At 70.2% G+C, this 24,338-nt stretch carries 23 protein-coding genes, 4 tRNA genes and 2 pseudogenes; 5 read left to right on the top strand and 24 right to left on the bottom strand.

Annotation, left to right across the window (positions count from 1 at the left end; translation table 11 throughout):
- Nucleotides 1-38 precede the first annotated feature (38 nt).
- The 10 genes and pseudogenes from rpoB to QFZ64_RS20540 form a co-directional block, all read right to left on the bottom strand.
- Nucleotides 39-3,524, bottom strand: coding sequence for a DNA-directed RNA polymerase subunit beta (gene rpoB, locus QFZ64_RS20580; RefSeq protein ID WP_307067850.1), 3,486 nt, complete (start codon nucleotides 3,522-3,524; stop codon nucleotides 39-41).
- 672 nt (nucleotides 3,525-4,196) lie between these two features.
- On the bottom strand, nucleotides 4,197-4,580 hold the full coding sequence (gene rplL / locus QFZ64_RS20575) for a 50S ribosomal protein L7/L12 (protein ID WP_307067849.1): 384 nt from the start codon (nucleotides 4,578-4,580) through the stop codon (nucleotides 4,197-4,199).
- Nucleotides 4,581-4,690: 110 nt separating this feature from the next.
- Nucleotides 4,691-5,221, bottom strand: a complete 531-nt coding sequence (rplJ, locus tag QFZ64_RS20570; protein WP_307067848.1) for a 50S ribosomal protein L10 — start codon at nucleotides 5,219-5,221, stop codon at nucleotides 4,691-4,693.
- A 305-nt stretch (nucleotides 5,222-5,526) separates the two neighbouring features.
- The gene (locus QFZ64_RS20565; protein ID WP_307067846.1) at nucleotides 5,527-6,378 is read right to left on the bottom strand and encodes an LppX_LprAFG lipoprotein; all 852 of its coding nucleotides are present in this window, start codon (nucleotides 6,376-6,378) and stop codon (nucleotides 5,527-5,529) included.
- A 213-nt stretch (nucleotides 6,379-6,591) separates the two neighbouring features.
- Nucleotides 6,592-7,317, bottom strand: a complete 726-nt coding sequence (rplA, locus tag QFZ64_RS20560; protein WP_307067845.1) for a 50S ribosomal protein L1 — start codon at nucleotides 7,315-7,317, stop codon at nucleotides 6,592-6,594.
- Between the two features lie 99 nt (nucleotides 7,318-7,416).
- Nucleotides 7,417-7,851 (bottom strand): 50S ribosomal protein L11, encoded by a 435-nt coding sequence (gene rplK, locus QFZ64_RS20555; RefSeq protein WP_006140933.1) that lies wholly within the window; start codon nucleotides 7,849-7,851, stop codon nucleotides 7,417-7,419.
- 171 nt (nucleotides 7,852-8,022) lie between these two features.
- A pseudogene (gene nusG, locus QFZ64_RS20550) lies at nucleotides 8,023-8,667 on the bottom strand (transcription termination/antitermination protein NusG); the annotation flags it as partial.
- Nucleotides 8,668-8,843: 176 nt separating this feature from the next.
- Nucleotides 8,844-8,964, bottom strand: a pseudogene (locus QFZ64_RS35385) (transcription termination/antitermination protein NusG); the annotation flags it as partial.
- A 77-nt stretch (nucleotides 8,965-9,041) separates the two neighbouring features.
- Nucleotides 9,042-9,326: a preprotein translocase subunit SecE gene (gene secE, locus QFZ64_RS20545; RefSeq protein WP_307067841.1), complete on the bottom strand. Its 285-nt coding sequence runs from the start codon at nucleotides 9,324-9,326 to the stop codon at nucleotides 9,042-9,044.
- A 110-nt stretch (nucleotides 9,327-9,436) separates the two neighbouring features.
- Nucleotides 9,437-9,509: transfer RNA gene (locus QFZ64_RS20540), tRNA-Trp, on the bottom strand.
- A gap of 326 nt (nucleotides 9,510-9,835) precedes the next feature.
- Between QFZ64_RS20540 and QFZ64_RS20535 the strand changes: the two genes are divergently transcribed.
- Nucleotides 9,836-11,062, top strand: a complete 1,227-nt coding sequence (locus QFZ64_RS20535; protein ID WP_307067839.1) for a pyridoxal phosphate-dependent aminotransferase — start codon at nucleotides 9,836-9,838, stop codon at nucleotides 11,060-11,062.
- 133 nt (nucleotides 11,063-11,195) lie between these two features.
- Nucleotides 11,196-12,302, top strand: coding sequence for an adenosine deaminase (locus tag QFZ64_RS20530; protein WP_307067837.1), 1,107 nt, complete (start codon nucleotides 11,196-11,198; stop codon nucleotides 12,300-12,302).
- Here QFZ64_RS20530 and QFZ64_RS20525 read toward each other — a convergent pair.
- From QFZ64_RS20525 to QFZ64_RS20490, 8 genes are all read right to left on the bottom strand, one after another.
- A complete protein-coding gene (locus tag QFZ64_RS20525; protein WP_307067835.1) occupies nucleotides 12,291-13,376 on the bottom strand; it encodes a UDP-N-acetylmuramate dehydrogenase in 1,086 nt (361 codons plus the stop codon). The genes QFZ64_RS20530 and QFZ64_RS20525 overlap by 12 nt on opposite strands.
- Before the next feature lie 185 nt (nucleotides 13,377-13,561).
- Nucleotides 13,562-15,040 carry an MFS transporter gene (locus QFZ64_RS20520; protein WP_307067834.1) on the bottom strand — a complete coding sequence of 493 codons (1,479 nt, stop codon included), beginning with the start codon at nucleotides 15,038-15,040 and terminating at the stop codon, nucleotides 13,562-13,564.
- Between the two features lie 132 nt (nucleotides 15,041-15,172).
- On the bottom strand, nucleotides 15,173-15,742 hold the full coding sequence (locus QFZ64_RS20515) for a TetR/AcrR family transcriptional regulator (RefSeq protein ID WP_307067831.1): 570 nt from the start codon (nucleotides 15,740-15,742) through the stop codon (nucleotides 15,173-15,175).
- A 222-nt stretch (nucleotides 15,743-15,964) separates the two neighbouring features.
- On the bottom strand, nucleotides 15,965-16,393 hold the full coding sequence (locus QFZ64_RS20510; protein ID WP_307071787.1) for a MaoC family dehydratase: 429 nt from the start codon (nucleotides 16,391-16,393) through the stop codon (nucleotides 15,965-15,967).
- Between the two features lie 5 nt (nucleotides 16,394-16,398).
- The gene (locus QFZ64_RS20505) at nucleotides 16,399-16,854 is read right to left on the bottom strand and encodes a MaoC family dehydratase N-terminal domain-containing protein (protein ID WP_307067828.1); all 456 of its coding nucleotides are present in this window, start codon (nucleotides 16,852-16,854) and stop codon (nucleotides 16,399-16,401) included.
- A gap of 138 nt (nucleotides 16,855-16,992) precedes the next feature.
- A complete protein-coding gene (gene rpmG, locus QFZ64_RS20500; protein WP_003948671.1) occupies nucleotides 16,993-17,157 on the bottom strand; it encodes a 50S ribosomal protein L33 in 165 nt (54 codons plus the stop codon).
- Nucleotides 17,158-17,250: 93 nt separating this feature from the next.
- A tRNA-Met gene (locus tag QFZ64_RS20495) sits at nucleotides 17,251-17,323 on the bottom strand.
- A gap of 47 nt (nucleotides 17,324-17,370) precedes the next feature.
- Nucleotides 17,371-17,443, bottom strand: a tRNA-Thr gene (locus tag QFZ64_RS20490).
- A gap of 429 nt (nucleotides 17,444-17,872) precedes the next feature.
- Here QFZ64_RS20490 and QFZ64_RS20485 point away from each other — a divergent pair.
- Entirely contained in the window at nucleotides 17,873-19,132 is a 1,260-nt protein-coding gene (locus QFZ64_RS20485) for a hydrolase (protein WP_307067826.1), read from the top strand.
- 144 nt (nucleotides 19,133-19,276) lie between these two features.
- A complete protein-coding gene (locus QFZ64_RS20480) occupies nucleotides 19,277-19,933 on the top strand; it encodes an SDR family oxidoreductase (RefSeq protein ID WP_307067824.1) in 657 nt (218 codons plus the stop codon).
- Nucleotides 19,934-19,981: 48 nt separating this feature from the next.
- On the opposite strand, the gene QFZ64_RS20475 is transcribed toward QFZ64_RS20480, so the two are convergent.
- The 3 genes from QFZ64_RS20475 to QFZ64_RS20465 form a co-directional block, all read right to left on the bottom strand.
- Nucleotides 19,982-20,194, bottom strand: a complete 213-nt coding sequence (locus QFZ64_RS20475; RefSeq protein WP_307067822.1) for a hypothetical protein — start codon at nucleotides 20,192-20,194, stop codon at nucleotides 19,982-19,984.
- A 134-nt stretch (nucleotides 20,195-20,328) separates the two neighbouring features.
- On the bottom strand, nucleotides 20,329-21,372 hold the full coding sequence (locus QFZ64_RS20470) for a polyprenyl synthetase family protein (protein WP_307067820.1): 1,044 nt from the start codon (nucleotides 21,370-21,372) through the stop codon (nucleotides 20,329-20,331).
- A 263-nt stretch (nucleotides 21,373-21,635) separates the two neighbouring features.
- Nucleotides 21,636-21,717 (bottom strand) — tRNA-Tyr (locus QFZ64_RS20465).
- 217 nt (nucleotides 21,718-21,934) lie between these two features.
- On the opposite strand from QFZ64_RS20465, the gene QFZ64_RS20460 reads away from it, so the two are divergent.
- Entirely contained in the window at nucleotides 21,935-22,423 is a 489-nt protein-coding gene (locus QFZ64_RS20460) for a YajQ family cyclic di-GMP-binding protein (RefSeq protein WP_307067817.1), read from the top strand.
- A 113-nt stretch (nucleotides 22,424-22,536) separates the two neighbouring features.
- On the opposite strand, the gene QFZ64_RS20455 is transcribed toward QFZ64_RS20460, so the two are convergent.
- The 3 genes from QFZ64_RS20455 to htpX all read right to left on the bottom strand — a co-directional run bounded on the left by QFZ64_RS20455 (nucleotide 22,537) and on the right by htpX (nucleotide 24,305).
- Complete coding sequence (locus QFZ64_RS20455) at nucleotides 22,537-22,803, bottom strand: GlsB/YeaQ/YmgE family stress response membrane protein (RefSeq protein ID WP_307067815.1); 267 nt, start codon at nucleotides 22,801-22,803, stop codon at nucleotides 22,537-22,539.
- A 249-nt stretch (nucleotides 22,804-23,052) separates the two neighbouring features.
- Nucleotides 23,053-23,445: a YccF domain-containing protein gene (locus QFZ64_RS20450; RefSeq protein ID WP_307067813.1), complete on the bottom strand. Its 393-nt coding sequence runs from the start codon at nucleotides 23,443-23,445 to the stop codon at nucleotides 23,053-23,055.
- The gene (gene htpX, locus QFZ64_RS20445; RefSeq protein ID WP_307067811.1) at nucleotides 23,442-24,305 is read right to left on the bottom strand and encodes a zinc metalloprotease HtpX; all 864 of its coding nucleotides are present in this window, start codon (nucleotides 24,303-24,305) and stop codon (nucleotides 23,442-23,444) included. Before htpX ends, QFZ64_RS20450 begins: the two co-directional genes overlap by 4 nt.
- Nucleotides 24,306-24,338 lie beyond the last annotated feature (33 nt).

The raw sequence follows: 24,338 nt of genomic DNA, 5'->3' as shown, positions 1-24,338 counted from the left end.
GGCGGGACCTCTGAGGAAGAGGCCCCGCCTGACTCCCGTCAGACCTCTTCGACGCTGCTCGGCTCGCGCCGGGACAGGTCGATGCCGAGCTCCTCCGCCGCGCGGAAGACGTCCTCGTCGGTGTCGCGCATCTCGATGGACATGCCGTCGCTGGACAGCACCTCCACGTTGAGGCACAGGGACTGCATCTCCTTGATGAGCACCTTGAAGGACTCGGGGATGCCGGGCTCGGGGATGTTCTCGCCCTTGACGATGGCCTCGTAGACCTTCACGCGGCCGGTGACGTCGTCGGACTTGATGGTCAGCAGCTCCTGGAGGGCGTAAGCGGCGCCGTACGCCTCCAGCGCCCACACCTCCATCTCACCGAAGCGCTGGCCACCGAACTGGGCCTTACCACCCAGCGGCTGCTGGGTGATCATCGAGTACGGACCGGTCGAACGGGCGTGCAGCTTGTCGTCGACCAGGTGGTGCAGCTTGAGGATGTACATGTAGCCGACCGAGATCGGCGCCGGGAACGGCTCGCCGGAGCGGCCGTCGAACAGCCTCGCCTTGCCGGTGGGCTGCACCATGCGCTCGCCGTCCCGGTTGGGGATGGTGTGCTGGAGCAGACCCGCCAGCTCGTCCTCGCGGGCACCGTCGAACACCGGGGTGGCGACGTTGGTGCCGGGCGCGACGTTGTCGGCGCCGATGCCCTGGAGCCGCGTCGCCCACTCCTCCGCGAGGCCGGAGACGTCCCAGCCGCGGCTGGCGAGCCAGCCGAGGTGGATCTCCAGGACCTGTCCCGGGTTCATGCGGGACGGGACACCGAGGGGGTTGAGGATGATGTCGACCGGGGTGCCGTCCTCCAGGAACGGCATGTCCTCGATCGGCAGGATCTTGGAGATGACACCCTTGTTGCCGTGACGGCCGGCGAGCTTGTCACCGTCGGTGATCTTGCGCTTCTGGGCCACGTAGACGCGGACCAGCTGGTTCACGCCGGGCGGCAGCTCGTCGCCCTCCTCGCGGTCGAAGAGGCGGACGCCGATGACCTTGCCGATCTCGCCGTGCGGCACCTTCAGCGAGGTGTCACGGACCTCACGCGCCTTCTCACCGAAGATCGCGCGCAGCAGCCGCTCCTCCGGGGTCAGCTCGGTCTCGCCCTTGGGCGTGACCTTGCCGACGAGGATGTCGCCGGCGACGACCTCGGCACCGATGCGGATGATGCCGCGCTCGTCGAGGTCGGCGAGGACCTCCTCGGAGACGTTCGGGATGTCCCGGGTGATCTCCTCGGGGCCGAGCTTGGTGTCACGGGCGTCGACCTCGTGCTCCTCGATGTGGATCGAGGAGAGGACGTCGTCCTGCACGAGGCGCTGCGACAGGATGATCGCGTCCTCGTAGTTGTGACCCTCCCACGGCATGAACGCGACGAGCAGGTTCTTGCCGAGCGCCATCTCACCGTTCTGGGTGGCCGGACCGTCGGCGAGCACCTGGCCCGTGACGACGTGGTCGCCCTCGTTGACGATGACCTTCTGGTTGACCGAGGTGCCCTGGTTGGACCGGGAGAACTTGGCCAGGCGGTACGTGATGTACGTGCCGTCGTCGTTGGCGGTGGTGATGTAGTCCGCGGAGACCTCCTGGACCACACCGTCCTTCTCGGCCTTGACCACGTCACCGGCGTCGACGGCGGAGCGGTACTCCATGCCGGTGCCGACGAGCGGGGCCTCGCTCTTGATGAGGGGCACGGCCTGGCGCATCATGTTCGCGCCCATGAGGGCACGGTTGGCGTCGTCGTGCTCCAGGAACGGGATCATGGCGGTCGCGACCGACACCATCTGGCGCGGCGAGACGTCCATGTAGTCCACGTCGTCACCGGGGACGTAGTCGACCTCGCCGCCGCGGCGGCGGACCAGGACCCGGGACTCCTCGAACCGCATGTCGTCGGTGAGCGTGGCGTTGGCCTGCGCGATGACGAAGCGGTCCTCCTCGTCGGCGGTCAGGTAGTCGACGTCGTCGGTGACCCGGCCCTCGACGACCTTGCGGTACGGCGTCTCGACGAAGCCGAACGCGTTGACGCGGCCGTAGGAGGCGAGCGAGCCGATCAGACCGATGTTCGGGCCTTCGGGCGTCTCGATCGGGCACATGCGGCCGTAGTGCGAGGGGTGCACGTCACGGACCTCGAAGCCGGCCCGCTCACGGGAGAGACCACCCGGGCCGAGGGCCGACAGGCGGCGCTTGTGGGTGAGCCCCGACAGCGGGTTGTTCTGGTCCATGAACTGCGACAGCTGGCTGGTGCCGAAGAACTCCTTGATGGAGGCGACGACCGGCCGGATGTTGATCAGGGTCTGCGGCGTGATCGCCTCGACGTCCTGGGTCGTCATGCGCTCGCGCACGACGCGCTCCATCCGCGCCAGACCCGTGCGGACCTGGTTCTGGATGAGCTCGCCGACACTGCGCAGACGGCGGTTGCCGAAGTGGTCGATGTCGTCGGTCTCGACGACGACCGGCTGGCCGTTGTCCCCGACGGTCTCGGTCTCACCGGCGTGCAGCTGCACCAGGTACTTGATCGTCGAGATGATGTCCTCGACGGTCAGGATGCCGGCGTCCAGCGGCGCGTCCGCGCCCAGCTTCTTGTTGACCTTGTAGCGGCCGACCTTGGCCAGGTCGTAGCGCTTGGGGTTGAAGTAGAGGTTCTCGAGCAGCGTCTGCGCGGCCTCACGCGTGGGGGGCTCGCCCGGGCGCAGCTTGCGGTAGATGTCGAGCAGCGCGTCGTCCTGGCCCTGGGTGTGGTCCTTCTCCAGGGTGGCGCGCATGGACTCGTACTCGCCGAACTCCTCGAGGATCTGCTCGGTGGTCCAGCCGAGGGCCTTGAGAAGGACGGTGACGGACTGCTTGCGCTTGCGGTCGATGCGGACGCCGACCATGTCGCGCTTGTCGATCTCCATCTCCAGCCAGGCACCCCGGGAGGGGATGATCTTCGCGGAGAAGATGTCCTTGTCGGAGGTCTTGTCGATGGAGGAGTCGAAGTAGACGCCCGGCGAACGGACCAGCTGGGACACCACGACACGCTCGGTGCCGTTGATGACGAAGGTGCCCTTGTTCGTCATGAGCGGGAAGTCGCCCATGAAGACGGTCTGGGACTTGATCTCGCCGGTCTCGTTGTTGGTGAACTCGGCGGTGACGAAGAGCGGGGCGGCGAACGTGAAGTCGCGCTCCTTGCACTCGTCGATGCTGTTCTTCGGCGGTTCGAAGCGGTGGTCGCGGAAGGTCAGCGACATCGACCCGGAGAAGTCCTCGATCGGGGAGATCTCCTCGAAGATCTCCTCCAGACCGGACTTGGTGGGGACGTCCTGACCGGACTCGAGAGCCGACTCGACGCGAGCCTTCCAGGCGTCGTTGCCGAGCAGCCAGTCGAAGCTCTCGGTTTGCAGCGCGAGAAGGTTCGGAACCTCGAGGGGCTCCTTGATCTTTGCAAAGGAGATGCGCAGCGGGGCGGTGCTGGCAGCGTTGTTCGTATTCGCGGTCGAGGCATTGCGCGAGGCGGCCAAGAGGGGGTCCTTCCGAGGGCTCGGACTCACTACGCGCGTCCCGGTAGCTCACCGGACACCGGGACAGGGGTTCCTGAGGTCGGCCAGAAGGCCAGGTCAGGGACGTCCAGTCGCCGGGCTCGAATGAGGGCGTGCTTCTGGTGACGGGCAGGAAGCAGCTAACAGGCAGCGCAAAGGGACAGTGTAGCCACTTGGCACACTGATGTCCAGTGCGGGTCTACGGGCGCTGAAAGGCCCTCGTTGTTCCTCAACACCTGCGGCAAGCCACGCCCTCGATGCACATCGATACTGCCCTCTTCGTCGCCGATCCATGCCTCGGATTCGGATCGTTGTGACGACGCGTCCTGAGAATTGCGCGCTGCGTGCGGTTCGTCAAGGCCCCCCTTGCCCGAACCGGTTGCTGCCCTCGTCATGTGCGGCGGGCACCGAAGGGTGTCCTGAGGCACGACGAAGATCACCCTACCCCCCGGTGACCGGGGTGCAAGGCGGCCGTCGCCGACGCCTCGGAATGCCGGTGAGCGACCACCCGATTGGATGATCGCTCGCCGGGGCCCGGGCGTTACACCCGGCCTCGCACCGGGCCGCCACGGCCCTTCCAGGGCCCCCGGAAACGCGGGAAGCCCGTACGGAGCCGGAGCTCCGTACGGGCTTCCCTGCGAACGGGGTGCGAGGTTACTTGACCTCGACCGACGCGCCGGCGCCCTCGAGGGACTCCTTCGCCTTGGCCGCGGCCTCCTTGGTGACCTTCTCCAGGACCGGCTTCGGCGCACCGTCGACCAGGTCCTTGGCCTCCTTCAGGCCCAGGGAGGTCAGCTCGCGCACGACCTTGATGACCTGGATCTTCTTGTCGCCGGCGCCGGTGAGGACGACGTCGAACTCGTCCTGCTCCTCGGCGGCCTCGGCCGGGGCGGCCGGGCCGGCCGGACCGGCGACGGCGACGGCCGCGGCGGCGGTGACGTCGAACTTCTCCTCGAACGCCTTCACGAACTCGGAGAGCTCGATGAGGGTCATCTCCTCGAACTGCGCGAGCAGGTCGTCCTGGCTGAGCTTCGCCATGGTGGCGGTCCTTCCACTAATTCGGCGGGTGCCGGATGTACATGTGAGGCGGGCGTACGTTCGGCCCGCTACGACCGTCGCCTCAGGCGGCGGTCATGGTGCGAGCCGAGTTACTCGGCACCGCCCTGCTCGTCCTGCTTGGCACGAAGGGCGTCCACGGTGCGGACGAGCTTCGAGGGAAGCGCCTGGAAGAGCTGAGCAGCCTGGGACTGCTTGCCCTTGAAGGCACCCGCCAGCTTGGAGAGCAGAACCTCGCGGGACTCGAGGTCCGCAAGCTTCTTGATCTCGTCGGCGGACAGCGCCTTGCCGTCAAGGACACCGCCCTTGATGACGAGATTCGGGTTGTCCTTGGCGAAGTCACGAAGACCCTTCGCCGACACCACCGGGTCACCGGTGACGAAGGCGACTGCCGTCGGACCGTTGAAAAGGTCGTCCAGCGTCGTGATCCCGGCCTCGTTGGCCGCAATCTTGGTCAGCGTGTTCTTCACCACGGCGTACTGGGCGTTCTCACCGAGCGAACGACGCAGCGTCTTGAGCTGCGCCACGGTGAGACCGCGGTACTCGGTCAGCACGGCGGCGCTGGAGTTGCGGAACTGGTCCGTCAACTCGGCCACCGCGGCAGCCTTGTCGGGCCTCGCCATAGAGTTTCGGCCTCCTTCCGGGTGAATTCGGACCGCGCGGACCCGAAGGAGGACTGGGGAAAACGAAACGCCCCGGCACAGGTGCACGGGGCGTGGCTCAACCTTTTGTCGCACGCACGGGGCGCGGACCCGAGGGAGCTCATCCACAGTCACCTGCGCGGGTCGTCCGCTGTTCAGCGGATCCTTCGGCCACCGCACCCTCTTACGAGCGCGCGGCAACGACCAGCGGTCTTTGGCTTCTGTGGAAGCGTACGTGAACGGGGCGGCGCCAGGCAAATCCGCCCCGTACCGCGGCCGGGAGGCGCTCAGCCCGCCTGGAGCTCCTTCATCATCTCGGCCAGGTCGGTCGTCTCCCCGGCCGGCGGGGCGGTGACCTTCACGGGCTTGTTGTAGTCGAGGAAGGTGATCGTGAGGTCCAGCGGGCCCTCGTCGGCATCACCCCGTATGCGGAACCGCTTCGTGTGGTCGCTGCCGTCGATCCACATGTCCATGGTGAGCTCGTCGACGCCCATCGTCCGGTACTGCTGGACAGCCTTGCGGCGCTCCTCCGCGGTCAGCCTGCTTTCCTTCTTGAGGGACTTGTCCAGCGTGTCGATGTCGACGGTGCCCTCGTAGTGGGTCGTCCTGACGCCGTCGACGGTGTCGGTGCCGACCTTCTTCACCTCGTCGGCGCCCGTGAGCAAGGTGGACTGGGCCGCCGGGTTCTGCTCGGCCTGGGAAGCCGCGCCCAGCCGGTCGAGCTGCTTGCCGGCGTCCGTCCCGGACATGTCCAGCTTCATCCAGGTCTTGCCGTCGAGCTCCTTGGAGGCCTCTTCGCCCGCGTTGATGTACATGGCCTTGCCGACCAGCCGGACCTCTGCGGTCGCGTCCGAGCCCAGGCTCGGCACCGACACCTTCATGCTCATCGCCATGTCGGGCTTGAGCCGCAGGCCGGCGTCCGCCTCGACGCGACCCTCCTGGGGGACCCTGCCGCTCACGCGGTAATGCATGGAGGTGAGCTGTTCCGAGTGCTTCGCCGCCTTGGCCACGGCCGCGGCCGGCGTCATGGCGGGGGACTTTTCCGCCTCCTGACCCTTGCCGCAACTCACCGCGCCCGTGGCCAGCAGCAGCGCGGCCAGCCCGGCACCCACGGGCAGATGTACGGATCTCTTGTTCATGATTCCCCCACTGGACACAGGCGACCGATGGCTCACACACAGGAAGGACGCGAGATCGACCTGGAAAGTTCGAATGATCTTACGATTTTCCATGAGCCCGGCCCCCGCCGCCCGGTATTTCCACCGGCCGTCGAACCATGAACGAACGAACGGGCCCCGCACCTTGAGAAAGGTGCGAGGCCCGTCGGTGTACCGCTGGGGCGAGCCGTCGGCTCAGACCGCGGCCGGGTCCTCCTCGACGAGGAGGTTGCGGGTGCGGTTCGGGTCGAGCAGGATGCCGGGGCCCATCGTGGTGCTGAGGGCGGCCTTCTTGATGTACCGGCCCTTGGCGGCGGACGGCTTCAGACGGAGGATCTCCTCCAGCGCCGCGCCGTAGTTCTCCACCAGCTTGGTGTCGTCGAAGGACGCCTTGCCGATGATGAAGTGCAGGTTCGAGTGCTTGTCGACGCGGAACTCGATCTTGCCGCCCTTGATGTCGTTGACGGCCTTCACGACGTCCGGGGTGACGGTGCCGGTCTTCGGGTTCGGCATCAGACCACGGGGACCGAGCACACGGCCCAGGCGGCCGACCTTGCCCATGAGGTCCGGGGTGGCGACGACGGCGTCGAAGTCCAGGCGGCCCTTCGACACCTCGTCGATGAGCTCGTCGGAGCCGACGATGTCGGCGCCCGCGGCACGCGCGGCCTCGGCACGGTCACCGGTCGCGAAGACCAGGACCCGGGCGGTCTTGCCGGTGCCGTGCGGGAGGTTCACGGTGCCACGGACCATCTGGTCCGCCTTGCGCGGGTCGACACCCAGGCGGAAGGCGACCTCGACGGTGCCGTCGAACTTCGAGGTGGAGGTCTCCTTGGCGAGACGGACGGCCTCGAGCGGGGCGTACAGCTTGTCCCGGTCGATCTTGGCGTCCGCAGCGCGGAGAGCCTTGCTGCGCTTGCTCACAACTGCTCCTGTGTTCGTTTGAGGAGTCGTGGTACGGGCCGAGCAGGCCCTTCCACGGTTCTACGAGGTACTACGGGGCTGGTGCGACCCGAGGGTGGTTCAGCCCTCGACCGTGACGCCCATGGAACGCGCGGTGCCCGCGATGATCTTCGAGGCGGCGTCCAGGTCGTTGGCGTTGAGGTCGGCCATCTTGGTCTCGGCGATCTCGCGGACCTGGGCCTGCGTGATCTTGGCGACCTTGGTCTTGTGCGGCTCGCCGGAACCCTTCTCCACGCCCGCGGCCTTGAGGATCATCTTGGCGGCCGGCGGGGTCTTGGTGATGAAGGTGAAGGAGCGGTCCTCGTAGACCGTGATCTCCACCGGGATCACCCAGCCGCGCTGCGACTCGGTCGCGGCGTTGTAGGCCTTGCAGAACTCCATGATGTTGACACCGTGCTGACCCAGCGCGGGGCCGACCGGCGGAGCCGGGTTGGCGGCACCGGCCTGGATCTGGAGCTTGATGAGCCCCGTGACCTTCTTCTTCTTGGGAGGCATGGCTCTCCGGGTCCTTTCGATTCGGGTCCTGCCCGCCCCCGGGGACCACCCGGACGCAGGCATACCGCACAACGATAACGGGTATACATGTGCGGCTGAAAACCGAGCAGGTCAGGCGGTCACCGAGGCGACCGTCTGACCTGCTCGGAAGTGGTGGGGAGACCCAGAAGGTCAGTTCTTCTGGATCTGGTCGAAGCTCAGCTCGACCGGCGTCTCGCGGCCGAAGATCTCGACGAGGCCCTTGACCTTCTTCGAGTCGGCGTTGATCTCGTTGATGGTCGCCTGGAGAGTGGCGAAGGGGCCGTCGGTGACGGTGACCGAGTCGCCGACCTCGAAGTCCAGCACCTGCACCTCGACCTTGCGCTGCGGCGCCGGCTTGCCCTCGGCCTCGGCGGCCTCGCGGGCGGCCTTCTCCTCGGCCTCCGGGGCGAGCATCTTCACGATCTCGTCCAGGGACAGCGGGTACGGGTCGTAGGCGTTGCCGACGAAACCGGTGACACCGGGGGTGTTGCGGACGACGCCCCAGGACTCGTTCGTCAGATCCATGCGGACGAGGACGTAACCGGGCAGCTTGTTCTGCCGGACGGTCTTGCGCTCGCCGTTCTTGATCTGGACGATCTCTTCCTCGGGCACCTCGGCCTGGTAGACGAACTCCTCGACGTTCAGCGAGACGGCGCGCTGCTCCAGGTTGGCCTTCACACGCTTCTCGTAACCGGCGTAGGTGTGGATCACGTACCAGTCGCCGGGCAGCGTGCGCAGTTCCTCGCGGAGCCGGGTGACCGGGTCGAGCTCGGGCTCCGGCTCGGCCTCCGCGGTGTCCTCGCCGTCCTCGGTGTCGACGGCGGCGTCCTCGGTGTCCGTCTCGTCGTCGGCACCGGTCGCGGTGGTGTCCGACTCCGGCTCCGTCTGTGCCGTGTCCGTGTCGCTGTCGCCCTCGGCGCCGGCCTCTTCGGCGACGGCTTCCTCGGCGGCGTCCTCGTGTGCGGCGGCCTCGGCAGCCTGGGCCTCGGTGGACTCCTCGGCGTCCCCGGTGTCCGCGCCCTCGACGGTGTCGAGCTCGTCCTCCACGGACTCGACCGGCTCGATGGCGTCGTTCAGGTTCGGGTCAGACACTGTGGCTGCTTCTTCCTGGATACAGAGGGGTGGAACATGCGAAAGGGGCGCCGGTCACGGCGCCCTTCGCTCCGGGCTCAGCCGAAGACGTACTTCGCTGCGTGGTTGAGGCCATAGTCAATCACGGTCACCAGACCGATCATGATGGCGACGAAGAAGATCACCACGGTGGTGTACGACGTCAGCTGGTTGCGCGACGGCCAGACGACCTTGCGGAGTTCCGCGACGATCTGGCGGTAGAAGAGGGCGAGGCGCTTGAGGGGGCCCTTCTTGCCCCGCTTACCGCCCCTGCGCTGCTTCTTGCTCTCCGACACCTCGTCCTGGGCGTCAGGCGCGTCGAGGGAGCCCACGGCGTCCGTCATTCATCCTCACCTGATCCCGGGTCGTGGCCGTGCCGCGCCCGGTTGAGCCGCACGGCGAGTGCATGAAGTACGTACTCTGCAGCACACATCCTCGGTGAAGGAGTGTGTAGCAGGGCCGGAGGGACTTGAACCCCCAACCGCTGGTTTTGGAGACCAGTGCTCTACCAATTGAGCTACGACCCTTTGTCCGTCCCCCAACGTACCGCATCCGGCCGGGTGCAGGATGTGCACCGGCTCGACGCGGACCGTCGGAGGCCAACGACGTAGGAGTGTACGTGGTCCGCGGCCGGGCGTCGAACGAGAAGCGCCCGTACGGTGATCGGAGCGCGACGGGGCCCCGCCGGCCCCGTGCCGAATCTTGGCCGAACCCGGTACAGGCCGCCCCTTGCCGCACCCGGTGCCGTGGACGCGGTGGAGTGGATACGTACAGGCGTCCGGGCCCGGCCCTCTCGTGTTCAGTCCGTGAAACCCGCGTGCCCGGGTTCTTTCCGGTCTGGAACGATGGGTGCATGAGCCCTGCAACCCCTCCCACCGAGCGCCGGGTCTCCGCCCGCGTCGGCGCGATCTCCGAGTCCGCCACCCTCGCCGTGGACGCCAAGGCGAAGGCCCTGAAGGCCGCCGGACGCCCGGTGATCGGCTTCGGCGCCGGTGAGCCCGACTTCCCGACGCCGGACTACATCGTCGAGGCCGCCGTCGAGGCGTGCAAGAACCCGAAGTACCACCGGTACACGCCGGCCGGCGGCCTGCCCGAGCTGAAGGCCGCGATCGCCGCGAAGACGCTGCGCGACTCGGACTACGAGGTCGACCCGTCGCAGATCCTCGTCACCAACGGCGGCAAGCAGGCCATCTACAACGCCTTCGCCGCGATCCTGGACCCGGGCGACGAGGTCATCGTCCCGGCCCCGTACTGGACGACGTACCCCGAGTCGATCCGGCTGGCCGGCGGTGTCCCGGTGGAGGTCGTCGCCGACGAGACCACCGGTTACCGGGTGAGCGTCGAGCAGCTCGAGGCCGCGCGCACCGAGAAGACCAAGTGCGTCCTGTTCGTCTCCCCGTCCAACCCCACCGGCGCGGTCTACGGCCGGGCCGAGGCGGAGGCGATCGGCCGCTGGGCCGTCGAGCACGGCCTGTGGGTGCTCACCGACGAGATCTACGAGCACCTCGTCTACGGCGACGCCACCTTCACCTCGTTGCCGGCGCTCCTACCCGAGCTGCGCGACAAGTGCATCGTGGTCAACGGCGTGGCCAAGACGTACGCGATGACCGGCTGGCGGGTGGGCTGGATCATCGGCCCCAAGGACGTCGTCAAGGCGGCCACCAACCTGCAGTCGCACGCCACGTCGAACGTGAACAACGTGGCCCAGGTGGCCGCGCTGGCCGCCGTCTCCGGGAACCTGGACGCGGTCGCACAGATGCGCGAGGCCTTCGACCGGCGCCGCAAGCTCATCGTGCGGATGCTCAACGAGATCGACGGCGTCCTGTGCCCCGAGCCGGAGGGCGCGTTCTACGCATACCCCTCGGTCAAGGAGCTCCTCGGCAAGGACATCCGCGGGCGGCGTCCGCAGAGCTCGGTGGAGCTGGCCGCGCTGATCCTGGAGGAGGCCGAGGTCGCGGTCGTCCCGGGCGAGGCCTTCGGCACGCCGGGTTACCTGCGGCTGTCGTACGCGCTGGGCGACGAGGACCTCGTCGAGGGCGTGAGCCGCATCCAGAAGCTGCTGGCGGAGGCGCGGGACTGACGTTCCCGTCCGCCCCAGGACGCGGGCCCGGCCTCCTCAAACGGGGGGCCGGGCCCGCGTTCGTCTGTGCGAGCAAGGCCACTATCGGCGAAAGTGGTACCGGGACGGTCCGGGCGTGCGGCAGGATCATGCAATGGAGCGTGTACGTGAACTCTCCGAGCAACGCGGTGCCCGCGATGTCTCCGAGCTGCCGAAGGCCCATCTGCATCTGCACTTCACCGGGTCGATGCGGCCCGCCACCCTGCTGGAACTCGCCGACAAGTACGGCGTGCACCTGCCCGACGCGCTGACCGAGGCCCTCCTCGGCGGCGAGCCGCCGAGACTGCGGGCGACGGACGAACGCGGCTGGTTCCGCTTCCAGCGGCTGTACGACGCGGCCCGCTCGTGCCTGCGGGAACCGGAGGACATCCAGCGGCTGGTCCGGGAGGCGGCCGAGGAGGACGTCCGGGACGGCTCCCGGTGGCTGGAGATCCAGGTGGATCCCACGTCGTACGCCCCCCGGCTGGGCGGGCTGATCCCGGCGCTGGAGATCATCCTGGACGCGGTCGACTCGGCGCGCCGGGAGACGGGTCTGCACATGCGCGTCCTGGTGGCCGCGAACCGCATGAAGCACCCGCTGGACGCCCGCACCCTGGCCCGGCTGGCCGTGCGGTACGCGGACCGGGGCGTCGTGGGCTTCGGCCTGTCGAACGACGAGCGGCGCGGCATGGCCCGCGACTTCGACCGCGCGTTCGCCATCGCGCGCGAGGGCGGTCTGCTGTCGGCCCCGCACGGCGGCGAGCTGAACGGCCCGCCGTCGGTCCGCGACTGCCTCGACGACCTGCACGCCAACCGGCTCGGCCACGGCGTCCGGGCGGCCGAGGACCCGCGGCTGCTGGCGCGGCTGGCCGAGCGCGGCGTGACCTGCGAGGTGTGCCCGGCCTCCAACGTGGCGCTCGGCGTCTACGAGAAGCCGGAGGACGTCCCGCTGCGGACGCTCTACGAGGCGGGCGTGCCGATGGCGCTGGGCGCCGACGACCCGCTGCTGTTCGGCTCGCGCCTGGCGGCGCAGTACGAGATCGCCCGCCGCCACCACGGCTTCACCGACGCGGAGCTGGCGGAGCTGGCCCGCCAGTCGGTACGGGGGTCGGCGGCGCCGGAGGACGTACGGGCCGGGCTGCTGGCGGACATCGACGCGTGGCTCGCCGCCCCGCCGGCCGCCGCTGCCGGGCGCACGCCCGCCCCGGCCTCACACCTGTAGGTCGACGCCGACCATCACCGGCTCGTTGACCAGGGTGACCCCGAACGCCTCGCGGACCCCGGCCACGACCTCCCGGGCCAGTGCGAGGAGGTCCTCGGTGGTGGCCCCGCCGCGGTTGGTGAGCGCGAGGGTGTGCTTGGTGGAGATGCGGGCGGGGCCGCCGCCGTAGCCCTTGGTGAAGCCGGCGCGGTCGATCAGCCAGGCCGCCGAGGTCTTGGTGCGGCCCTCCCCCGCCGGGTACGCGGGCGGCTCCACGCCGTCGCCGAGCCGTTCCCGCACGCGGCTGCGGAAGGCGGCGAACGCCTCGTCGTCGAGGATCGGGTTGGTGAAGAAGGACCCGGCCGACCACGTGTCGTGGTCCTCGGGGTCCAGCACCATGCCCTTGCCGGCGCGCAGCTTCAGCACCGTCTCGCGCGCGTCGGCGAGCGGCACGCGCTCCCCCGGTCCGACGCCCAGCGCCCGCGCGGTCTCGGCGTACTTCAGGGGCGCCGACAGCCCGCCGGCGTCCTCCAGGGCGAACCGGACGCGCAGGACGACGTACCGCTCCGGGTCGGCCTTGAAGCGGCTGTGCCGGTACGAGAAGGCGCACTCCCCGTTGGTGAGGGTCACCGTCTCGCCGGCGCGGCGGTCGTAGGCGATCACCTCGGTGAGGGTGGAGGAGACCTCCTGGCCGTACGCGCCGACGTTCTGCACCGGCGTCGCGCCGGCGGAGCCGGGGATTCCGGCGAGGCACTCGATGCCGGCGAGCCCCGCCTCGACGGTGCGTGCGACCACGTCGCTCCACACCTCGCCGGCCGCCACCTCCAGACGGTTCCCGTCGAGTTCGATCCCGCGGGTGGCGATGCGCAGGGCGGTCCCCGCGAAGCCTTTGTCCCCGACGACCAGGTTCGATCCCCCGCCGATCAGCAGCAACGGCGTCCCGGAGGCGTCGGCCTCCCGCACGACCTCGACCACCTCGGCGTCCTCGGCCGCGGTGACCAGCCGGTCCACCGGACCGCCGAGCCGGAAGGTGGTCAGGGGGGCGAGCGAAGCATCATGAAGTACCTGCACGCCCCAAAGCCTACGGGCCGCCATGACGGACCCCCTAAGGGGCGCGGGGCCGTGACACTGTGCGGCTCCGCCGCGCGGGCGCGACCATCCGCACACCCGCTGACGGACGACGACCCCTCGGGCCGGAAGGCGCCCGAGGGGGTCGAGGGGGCGCAGCCCCCGGAGGGCGGGAAGGGCGGGCGGGGCCAAACCCCCCACCGCCCCCACCCTCAGCGCTCCGCCACCACCTCCAGCACATCCCCCCGCACGGCCGCCCCGCCCACAACGTCTGCGACGCCCTCGGCGTCCTCGACCGCCACGCTCTTCTCCGACCGCCGCCGTCCGGGAATCACCAGCGCCGCTCCACCGGCGAGGGCGACAACCCCCGCGCCGACCACCAGCGCCGGCCGCAGCCCGTCCACGAACGCCTCCGCCGTCTCGTAGCCGCCCTGCGCGGAGAAGATGGACGCCATCACGGCGACGCCCAGCGCGCCTCCCACCTCGCGCAACGCGTTGTTCGCCCCGGAGGCGATCCCCTGCTCCCCCTCCCGCACGCTCGACATCACGAGGTGCGAAGCCGGTGCGAAGTACAGGGACATTCCCACGCCGCTCACGATCAGCCCCGGCAGCTGCGCCGCGTACGACGCGTCGGCCGTGACCACCGCGGCGAGATATCCGAGCCCGAGCGCCTGGAGGAAGAGCCCCGCGGCGACCACCGGCCGCCCTCCGACCCGGTCGGCGAGATAGCCCGCGACCGGGGCGATCAGCATCGGCATGCCGGTCCACGGCAGCATCCGCAGTCCCGCCTCCGTGGGCGAGTAGCCGAGCACCCCCTGCATGTACTGGCTGAGCAGGAAGATCGAGCCGAACATGCCGAGGAACATCAGCAGGCTCGCCGCGTTGATCCCGGCGAAGGCACGGGAGCGGAACAGGCGCATCGGAAGCATGGGGTTCGCGGCGCGCGAGCCGTGCACCACGAACCCGGTCAGCAGCGCCGTCCCGGCGAACAGCCCGGTCAGCACCAGGCTGCTCGTCCAGCCGTCGGCGGGGCCGCGGACCAGCCCGTAGACGATGCCGAAGAGGCCACCGCTGGCGAGCACGGTACCGATCGGGTCGAGCCGGGCCCCGGTGCCGTAGGACTCGGCGAGGCGGAGCCGGGCGAGCGGCAGCAGGGCGAGGCCTATCGGCACGTTCAGCCAGAAGATCCAGTGCCAGGACACGTGTTCGGTGAGACTGCCGCCGATGAGCGGCCCGGAGGCGACGGCGAGTCCGTTGACGGCGCCCCAGATGCCGAAGGCCATGCCGCGCTTGGCGGCGGGTACGGCGGCGGTGAGCAGGGTCAGGGTGAGCGGCATCATGATCGCCGCGCCGACGCCCTGCACGGCCCGGGCGGCGATCAGCGAGTCGATGCCGGGTGCCATGGCCGCGGCGGCCGACGCGGCGGTGAAGACGGTGAGTCCGGTGACGAAGAGCCGCCGCCGGCCGAACCGGTCGCCGAGCGCGGCACCGAACATGAGCAGGACGGCGAAGGTGAGCGTGTAGGCGCTCACGGTCCATTCCAGGTCGTCCAGCGCGCCCCCGAGATCCTCGCGGATCGAGGGCAGCGCGGTGGTGACGACGAGGTTGTCGAGCGACGCCATGAAACCGGCGGTGCTGGTGAGGACGAGGGCCCAGACGGTCCCTCCCCGGCGTGCGGTCTGTTGCGACATGAGGATTTCCTCACTAGTTAGTAATCGACCACTAAGTTTCCTGGGCGGACGGCGGGCAGGGCAGGCCCGAGCCGTGGGTGCGGCACGCAACCGCGTATCCGCGGCCCGCCCCGGCCACGTCGTCCGCTGCTTCTACTTCTCCAGCCGGCCCTTGACCCGGGCCGACGGGTACAGCCCTTCCCACACCCGGTGCTCGGGCGGGAAACCCATCGCGACCAGGCAGTTGACTAGCATTCCGTACGCCAGGAAGGTCGTCGTCTCGTCGACGTCCGCGCCGAGCGGGAGGTGGACGGTGTCCCACATGTTCATCCACTGGGCCCGCACGGCCTCGCCGAACTCGTGGTCGCCGTCCTGCTCGGCGGCGGCCACGGCGACGTACGTCTGCATCTGCATCTGCAGCAGCTCGGGGCGATCGGCGATGAGTCGCGTATAGGCGTTGGCCATGGCATGCAGGGCCTCCTCACCCCGCAGCCCCTCGCCCGCCTTCCCGAGCGCCTCGGTGATCTCGGCCGTACAGCGCACGGTCGCCGCGCGGAAGATCGCCCGCTTGTCCGGGAAGAGCCGGAAGAGGTACGGCTGCGACACTCCGACCCGCCTGGCGATCACCTCGGTGGACGTGCCGTTGTAACCGCCGCGGGCGAACTCGTTCGTCGCCGCACGGATGACGCTTTCGCGCCGCTCTTCCGCGCTCATCCTGACCATGGGAGTAAGTTAGTGCTCAATCACTAACTACGTCAAGGGGCTCCGGAGGATCGCGGGATGGGCCGGGCGGTCGACTGCCGCCGACGGGCGGGCGGTGACGGCCGGCGACCTCACGCAGACGGGTGGCACGGCCGCCGCCCTCACGCGGACGGGCCCGCACCTCCTCCGTGAAGGGGTGCGGGCCCGTCCCGCCGTTCCACAGGTTCCGCGAGGCGCGGGGCGTCAGGCCAGCCGGACGACCGCGCGGGACATGCCGAGCACCTTCTGTCCGGCGCTGGTCGCCGTCAGGTCCACGCGGACGGTGTTGTCGTCGAGCTTGGCGGCGATCTTGGCGCTGACCTCGACGAGGGCGCCCTTGTCGTCGTCCGGGACGACGACCGGCTTGGTGAAGCGGACGCCGTACTCGACGACCGCCCCCGGGTCACCGGCCCAGTCGGTGACCACGCGGATCGCCGAGGCCATGGTGAACATGCCGTGCGCGATGACGTCCGGCAGCCCGACCTCCCTGGCGAACCGCTCGTTCCAGTGGATCGGGTTGAAGTCGCCGGAGGCGCCCGCGTACCGGACCAACGTGGCCCGGTTCACAGGGAACGTCTGCGCGGGCAGCTCGGTGCCGACCTCGACGTCGGCGTACGCGATCTTCGCCGCCATCGTCCTCACGCCCCCTCTTCGGCCGCGCGGGCCACGAGCTTGGTCCAGGCGGTCACGACGTGCTCGCCCGACTCGTCGTGCACCTCGCCGCGGATGTCCAGGATGTCGTTGCCGGCCATGGACCTGATCGCCTCGATGGTCGAGGTGACCGTGAGCCGGTCGCCGGCGCGCACCGGCCGGGTGTAGGCGAACTTCTGGTCGCCGTGCACGACGCGGCTGAAGTCCAGTCCGAGCTGCGGGTCCTCGATCACCTGGCCCGCGGCCTTGAAGGAGATCGCGAAGACGAAGGTCGGCGGGGCGATCACATCCGCGTGCCCGAGCGCCTTGGCGGCCTCGGGGTCGGTGTACGCCGGGTCGGCGGCCCCCACTGCCTCCGCGAACTCGCGGATCTTCTCCCGGCCCACCTCGTAGGGGGCGGTGGGCGGGTAGGACCGCCCCACGAAGGACTGGTCGAGCGCCATCGGCTCGGCACCTCCTGCTGATGTCTGGGTGGGCTGGGAGAGCGGTCACCGGAAGGACCGGGGGCCGGTGGGACGAGCGTACAAAACGACACGAGGCCGCCCCCCGAACAGCGGGGGCGGCCTCGTGTACGAGCCTTGTTATCGCGTTTCGCGGTGCGCGGTGTGCGCGTTGCAACGCGGGCAGTGCTTTTTCATCTCCAGACGATCCGGGTTGTTACGCCGGTTCTTCTTGGTGATGTAGTTCCGCTCCTTGCACTCCACGCAGGCCAGCGTGATCTTCGGGCGGACGTCGGTGGCAGCCACGTGAGTGCTCCTTGACGAACGGTTGACTTGCTTGAATGAACGCAGAAAAGAGTAGCCGATCGAAGGACCGACCCCGCAATCGGCTACTTGAAGTAGCGGTGACCGGACTTGAACCGGTGACACAGCGATTATGAGCCGCTTGCTCTACCGACTGAGCTACACCGCTGCAGGTGTGATCAGCACCCGCCTCGCGACGGGAACCTCACTCACCAGAGCCCCAAAACGGAATCGAACCGTTGACCTTCTCCTTACCATGGAGACGCTCTGCCGACTGAGCTATTGGGGCGAGCGAGGAAGACATTACACGCTCGCCCGCCGTTCGCCCAAATCCGTTTCGTGCCGCCGGGCCCGACCTGTTCCCTCCTCGCTCGGTGCCCCGTTCCCACCCCACTTCGCGCGTCGTTCCACCCTCCCCCCGCGCCCCGTTCCCGTCCCGCCCCGCGCCTGGTTTCCCTCCCGTCGCGCGCCTGGTTTCCGCCCCGTCGCGCGCCTGGTTTCCGCCCCGTCGCGCGCCTCGTTCCGGTGGCGTGCCGGCGGTGCGTGCGGTGCCGTTCTCGCTGCCTCACCAGCCCCGGGACCACACCGGTACGACTATTTCGCTCCTCCCCGTCACGACCGAGTCGCCGTCCTAGGCTCGGCCTCACTCCGCGTGATCCTGGCCTCCGTCTCACGCGTCCGCCCGTGCCCCCTCGCGCCGCCCGATCCCAGGAGTGCGATGCCCGACGACCGCCCGCAGCCGCCTCGCTTCCCCTTCCCGGCCCCCTCGGCAGTCCCGGCGTTCCCCGCCGGACCGGCCGGACTGCTGCTGTGCGGAGCACGGCTCGCGGACGGCCGGACGGTGGACGTACGGCTGGGCGGCGACCGGATCGAGGCGGTCGGCACCGCCGGAAGCCTGGTGCCCGGACCGGCCGGCTCCCGCGTCGACCTCGGCGGCTACCTGCTCCTCCCCGCCCCCGCCGAACCGCACGCCCACGGCGACACGGCCCTGTCCGCCGACGGCCCGCCCTCCTGCGACCCCCGGGAGGTACAGCGGCGGGCCACCGAGGCCGCCCTGCTGCAACTCGGGCACGGTGCCACGGCACTGCGCTCGCACGTCCGGGTCGGCGGGATGCAGGGGCTCGACGCGTTCGCCGCCGTACTGCGGGCCCGCCGATCGCTGTGCGGTCTCGCCGAGCTGACGGCGGTGGCGATGCCCCGCGTACTGACCGGGGCGGCCGGCGCGGACGGGCTGGCGCTGCTGCGGGACGCGGTGAAGATGGGCGCGGCCGCGGTGGGCGGCTGCCCGGACACCGACCCCGATCCCACCGGGTACGTGGAGGCGGTCCTGGAGGTCGCCTCCGAGCACGGGCTCCCCGTCGACCTGCACACCGACGCCGCCGACCCGGCGCGGCTCGCCCGGATCGCGACGATGGCGGGCGGGCTGCGGCCCGGAGTGACGCTGGGCCCCTGCGGCGGCCTCGGCCGGCTGCCGGAGGAGGCCGCAGGACGGGCGGCCGACCAGCTCGCGGCGGCCGGCGTCGGCGTGGTGTGCCTGCCGCAGGGCGGCTGCGGAGCGGCCGGCCGGTACGGCACCCCTCCCCTACGGCTGCTGCGCGCGGCCGGGGTACGGGTCGCGGCGGGCAGCGGAGCGCTGCGGGACGCGGCCAACCCGGTAGGCCGGGGTGATCCGCTGGAGGCCGCGTACCTGCTGGCCTCGCGGCAGGCGCTGCGCCCGGAGACAGCGTACGAAGCGGTGAGCACGGCGGCGCGGGCCGTGCTGGGGCTGCCGGAGGTGCGGGTGGAGGCGGGCTTCCCGGCCGAGCTGCTCGCGGTGCGCGGCGCGGATCTGGCGGGCGCGCTGTCGCTCGCGTACAGCAGGATCGTGGTGCACCGGGGGCGCGTGGTGGCGCGGACCAGCGCGGTCCGCGAGTACTGCGATTCGGCGGCGACGGCGGCGCTGGGCCTGCCCAGGCAGGGGCGGGGCGAGGTGTCGTAAGGGGCGGGACGGGGGGCCGTACGGGTCGGGACGGGGCGTCGTAGGCGGTGGCCCGGTCGGGGTCCCCCTGATGGGGGTGCGTGCGCCGGGGCGTGCGGGCGTGCGACACGGCGGGGGCGTCGCTCCCGGCGTACCGTCTACCTCATGCGCATTGTCATCGCTGGGGGTCATGGTCAGATCGCGCTGCGGCTGGAGCGGCTGCTCACCGCGCGCGGCGACGAGGTGGCGGGGATCATCCGCCGGGCGGAGCAGGCCGAGGACCTGCGGGCGGCCGGCGCCGAACCGCTCGTGTGCGACCTGGAGTCCGCGTCCGAGGACGAGGTGGCGGAACTGCTGCGGGGCGCGGACGCGGTGGTGTTCGCGGCGGGCGCCGGCCCGAGCAGCGGAACGGAACGCAAGGACACGGTGGACCGCGGCGCCGCGGTGCTGGTCGCGGACGCGGCCGCACGCGCGGGCGTACGCCGCTACGTCGTCGTGTCGTCCATGGGCGCCGACCCCGAACACCCCGGGGACGACGTCTTCGACGTGTACCTGCGGGCCAAGGGCGCGGCCGACGCGTATGTGCGCGGCCACTCGGCACTGGACTGGACGATCCTGCGCCCGGGCCGGTTGACAGACGACGCGGGCACGGGCCTGGTGCGTCTGGAGGCGGCGACGGGCCGCGGCCCGGTCCCACGGGACGACGTGGCGGCGGTCCTCGCGGAACTCGTCGACACCCCGGCGACGGCGGGCCTGACCCTGGAGCTGATCAGCGGTTCGGCGCCGGTGTCGGTGGCGGTGAAGGCGGTCGCCGGGAACTGACAGGGGAACGGAAGGACCCGGGTCGCCCGGGGGCGGCGGGAGGCCGGCTCAGAAGAGGGGCATCTGCCCGGGGAACTCCGGGACGGCGTAACCGTCCAACGCGGGCTGCGCGGCGTCCGGTTGGGCGGACCGCCGGGAGCCGGGGCAGGAGACGAGTTCCCCGGCGGCCCGCGCCCCCGGTGGATCGTGCCGTGCGAACCGCCCGGCCACGACGGCGATCTCCCGACGGCACTCGGGACAGGTCCTGCGACGCGACGACATGCGTTCAGCCTACGAGCGGGCGCACCCACACGGCGGCTTTCCGCTGCCCGAGGCTGCTGCGGCTGCCTGCTGCTGTGTCCGGAAGCAGGGCCGGCCGAACTCTTCCAGCGCGTGTGGGGAAAGGCCGTCCGGGCTCAGGCGTCCCGCCGGGTCACCGCCCAGGCGATCTCCTGGAGTTGCCGGTGCGCCTCCGCCGACGGCCGGACGCGCGACAGCGCCCGCAGCGCGGCGGACAACTGTCGGTCCGCCTCCCGCTCCGCCGCCTCCCGGCCGCCGGCCTCCTCGACCAGTTCGCGCGCCAGTGCGATGTCCCGCGCGTCCATGGCGTCCGGGGAGTCGTACAGCGCACGCAGCCGACGTGCCGCCGGACCGTCGGTCTCCAGGGCGGTCACCACCGGCAACGACTTCTTCCGCGCTGCCAGATCCCCGCCCACCGGCTTGCCGCTGCGCGCCGAGCGCCCCCAGATGCCCAGTACGTCGTCCGCACACTGGAACGCCACCCCCAGCCGGCGCCCGAACTCCCGCAACCCGCGCACCCGAACCTCGTCGGCCCCGGCCAACACGCCGCCGAGAGCGCCGGCGCAGCCCATCAGGGAGCCCGTCTTGCCCTCGGCCATGGCCAGGTACTGAGCCATTGACACCTCGGGCGCCTTCTCGTAAGCGACGTCGCGGCTCTGGCCCTCCACGAGTTCCATCAGCGCGTCCACCAGTTCCTTCACGGCGACGGCCATCCGCTGCGGCTGCGCCTCCGTCAGCACGCGCATCGCCGCGACCAGAAGGGCGTCACCGGTGAGCACCGCCGCGGGCGTACCGAACACGGACCAGGCGGCCGGGCGGTGCCGGCGCAGATCGTCCCCGTCGATGACGTCGTCGTGCAGCAGCGTGAAGTCGTGCACGAGCTCCACGGCGACGGCTCCCGGGACCGCGCTCTCGGGGGTGCCGCCGACGGCCATCGCGGACAGCAGGGTCAGGGCGGGGCGGATGGACTTGCCCCCTCCGGTCGTCGAGCGGGTCGGCGTGCCGTCGGCCTCGCACCAGCCCCGGTGGTATCCGGCCACCCGGCTCTCGTTCGCGGGCAGCGCTGCCAGGGCCGCCCGGAGAGCAGGAGACAGCAGCGCGTCGACCCAGCCCAGCCGAGGAAACGTGTCGGCCTGGGCGGGGGCGGTGATCTGCGACATGCACTGCTCCTCAGTACTGCGAACCGTGGACCGCGCCGGTGAGACCTGGCGCATCACGTACGGGCGCCAGTCAAGCGGGTGCCCGACAACCCGCAGAAGTCACGCCCCTCCGCCCACCCCGAGGATCACCGGGGCGGCCCATCCCCGCACCGCCCCGCCCGACGTGAGGGGCACGGTCCATACGTCCGCGCGGTCCGCCGAGCACACGAAGAAGGGTCCGCGGCCTGCTTGTGCAGCAGGCCGCGGACCCTTTCTTTCCCACGTGGCGGCGCCAGGATTCGAACCTGGGAAGGCTGAGCCGGCAGATTTACAGTCTGCTCCCTTTGGCCGCTCGGGCACACCGCCGGGGGTGATCGCCGTGGAAGCCGCTCGCGCGGCGCTCCGTGGCAACGACGTAAACGATACCTGATGCAGGGGGGTGCTCCGCCACTTGGTTGATCAGTACCGCGAGGGGTCGGGGTGGCTAGGCTTATGCGGATGCGGCCCCGTCCGCCGGTGCGGGCCGGGACCGTTCCGCACTCTCCGATCCACCCGATCCATCCGATACAAGGAGCCACAGGACATGGCCGACTCCAGTTTCGACATCGTCTCGAAGGTCGAGCGGCAGGAGGTCGACAACGCCCTCAACCAGGCCGGCAAGGAGATCTCCCAGCGCTACGACTTCAAGAACGTCGGCGCCTCGATCGCCTGGTCCGGCGAGAAGATCCTGATGCAGGCGAACTCCGAGGAGCGGGTGAAGGCCATCCTCGACGTCTTCCAGTCGAAGCTGGTCAAGCGCGGGATCTCACTGAAGGTGCTGGACGCCGGTGAGCCGCAGCTGTCCGGCAAGGAGTACAAGATCTTCGCCTCCATCGAGGAGGGCATCTCCCAGGACAACGCCAAGAAAGTGGCGAAGATCATCCGTGACGAGGGGCCCAAGGGCGTGAAGGCCCAGGTGCAGGGTGACGAGCTGCGGGTCAGCTCCAAGAGCCGGGACGACCTCCAGGCCGTCATCGCCCTCCTCAAGGGCAGGGACTTCGACTTCGCACTGCAGTTCGTCAACTACCGGTGAGACGGGTGCCCTTCGGCACCCGGTGAGCCAAGCAGCCGCCGATGCGCCGGTGAGGCGCGAGAGGGCGGGCGCCCCGTGCGGGGTGCCCGCCCTCTGCTGTGGCCGGTACGTGGTCAGCGGCGGGAGTCGCCGAACAGGACGCGGTAGACGATCAGCAGCACCAGGGAGCCGCCGATCGCCGAGGCCCAGGTCGGGCCGTCGAAGAAGTGCTTGCTGATCGAGTGGTCCAGCCACCGCGCGGAGATCCACCCTCCGATGAAGGCGCCCGCGATACCGATGAGAGTGGTGCCGACGAGGCCGCCCGGGTCCTTGCCCGGGAGCAGGAGCTTGGCGGCGGCCCCTGCCAACAGTCCCAGGATCATCCAGCTGACGATGGTCATGCCCTCGACCTGCCCTTCCCCGTTGTGCCCGCGTGCCCTGCTGTGCCCGCGCCGTGCCGTCGGCCGCGTTCCGACCCGGCACGGTTCGGTTCGTCCTGCCCTTCTCGGCCGGCCTGCGGCTTCGCCTCACCTGCGTTCCGGGCTGTGTCCTCGTCCCGCGGGACGATCTCCGCCGCGTCGGCGGTTGCAGCCGGCGGCGGGCGGCCCGGCCGCCCGCGCTCGCGTGCGGGGTGCGGTCCGTGCGGGGGGTCAGCGCGCCGCGAACGGCTGGTCCGTGGGGACGATCTCGCGTCCCAGCGGCAGCAGCGAGACGGGGATGAGCTTGAAGTTGGCGATGCCGAACGGGATGCCGATGATCGTCACGCACAGCACGATGCCGGTGACGATGTGGGCGAGCGCCAGCCACCAGCCGGCGAGCACCAGCCACAGCACGTTGCCCAGGCAGGACGCGGCTCCGGCGTCGCGCCGCTCCACGGTCGTATAGCCGAACGGCCACAGCGCGTAGAGGCCGATACGAAAAGCGGCGATGCCGAACGGGATGCCGATGATCGTCACGCAGAGCAGCGCACCGGCGAGGAGATAGCCGAGGAACAGCCAGAAGCCGCTGAGTACCAGCCAGATCACGTTCAGGATTGTCTTCACCGCTGTCGACCTGCCATCTGTTCGAGTCGGGTGATGCGCTCCGCCATCGGCGGATGGGTGGAGAACAGTCTGGCAAACCCCTGGCCGGGCCGGAACGGGTTGGCGATCATCATGTGGCTGGCCGTCTCGATGCGCGGCTCGGGCGGCAGCGGAAGCTGCTTGGTGCCCGTCTCCAGCTTGCGCAGGGCGCTGGCCAGGGCCAGCGGGTCGCCGGTGAGCTGGGCGCCGGAGGCGTCCGCCTCGTACTCCCTGGAGCGGCTGATCGAGAGCTGGATCAGGGTGGCGGCGAGGGGGCCGAGGAGCATGATCATCAGCATGCCGAGGAGGCCGGGGCCGTCGTCGTCCTCGGAACGGCCGATCGGGATCAGCCAGGCGAAGTTGACCAGGAACATGATCACGGAGGCGAGGGCGCCGGCGACGGAGGAGATGAGGATGTCGCGGTTGTAGACGTGGCTCAGTTCGTGGCCGATCACGCCGCGCAGTTCGCGTGCGTCCAGCAGGCGCAGGATGCCGTCGGTGCAGCAGACCGCGGCGTGGCGCGGGTTGCGGCCGGTGGCGAACGCGTTGGGGGCCTCGGTGGGCGAGATGTACAGGCGGGGCATGGGCTGACGGGCCTCGGTGGAGAGCTCGCGCACCATGCGGTACAGCTCGGGGGCCTCGAACTCGCTGACCGGGCGGGCGCGCATGGCGCGCAGGGCGAGCTTGTCGCTGTTCCAGTACGCGTACGCGTTGGTGCCGAGCGCGACCAGGACCGCCACGACGAGGCCGGCGCGGCCGAAGAGCGAGCCGATGACGATGATGAGCGCGGACAGTCCCCCGAGGAGGACTGCGGTTCTGATCCCGTTGTGCCGGCGGTGCACGGTAGGCCCTCCAAGTCGTACGGCAGGGGAACC

Origin of the sequence: Streptomyces sp. B3I8, assembly GCF_030816915.1 — a bacterium.
Taxonomy (GTDB): Bacteria; Actinomycetota; Actinomycetes; order Streptomycetales; family Streptomycetaceae; genus Streptomyces.
The sequence above is the reverse complement of the archived record's forward strand: the minus strand, read 5'-3'. Positions and strand labels throughout refer to the sequence as shown.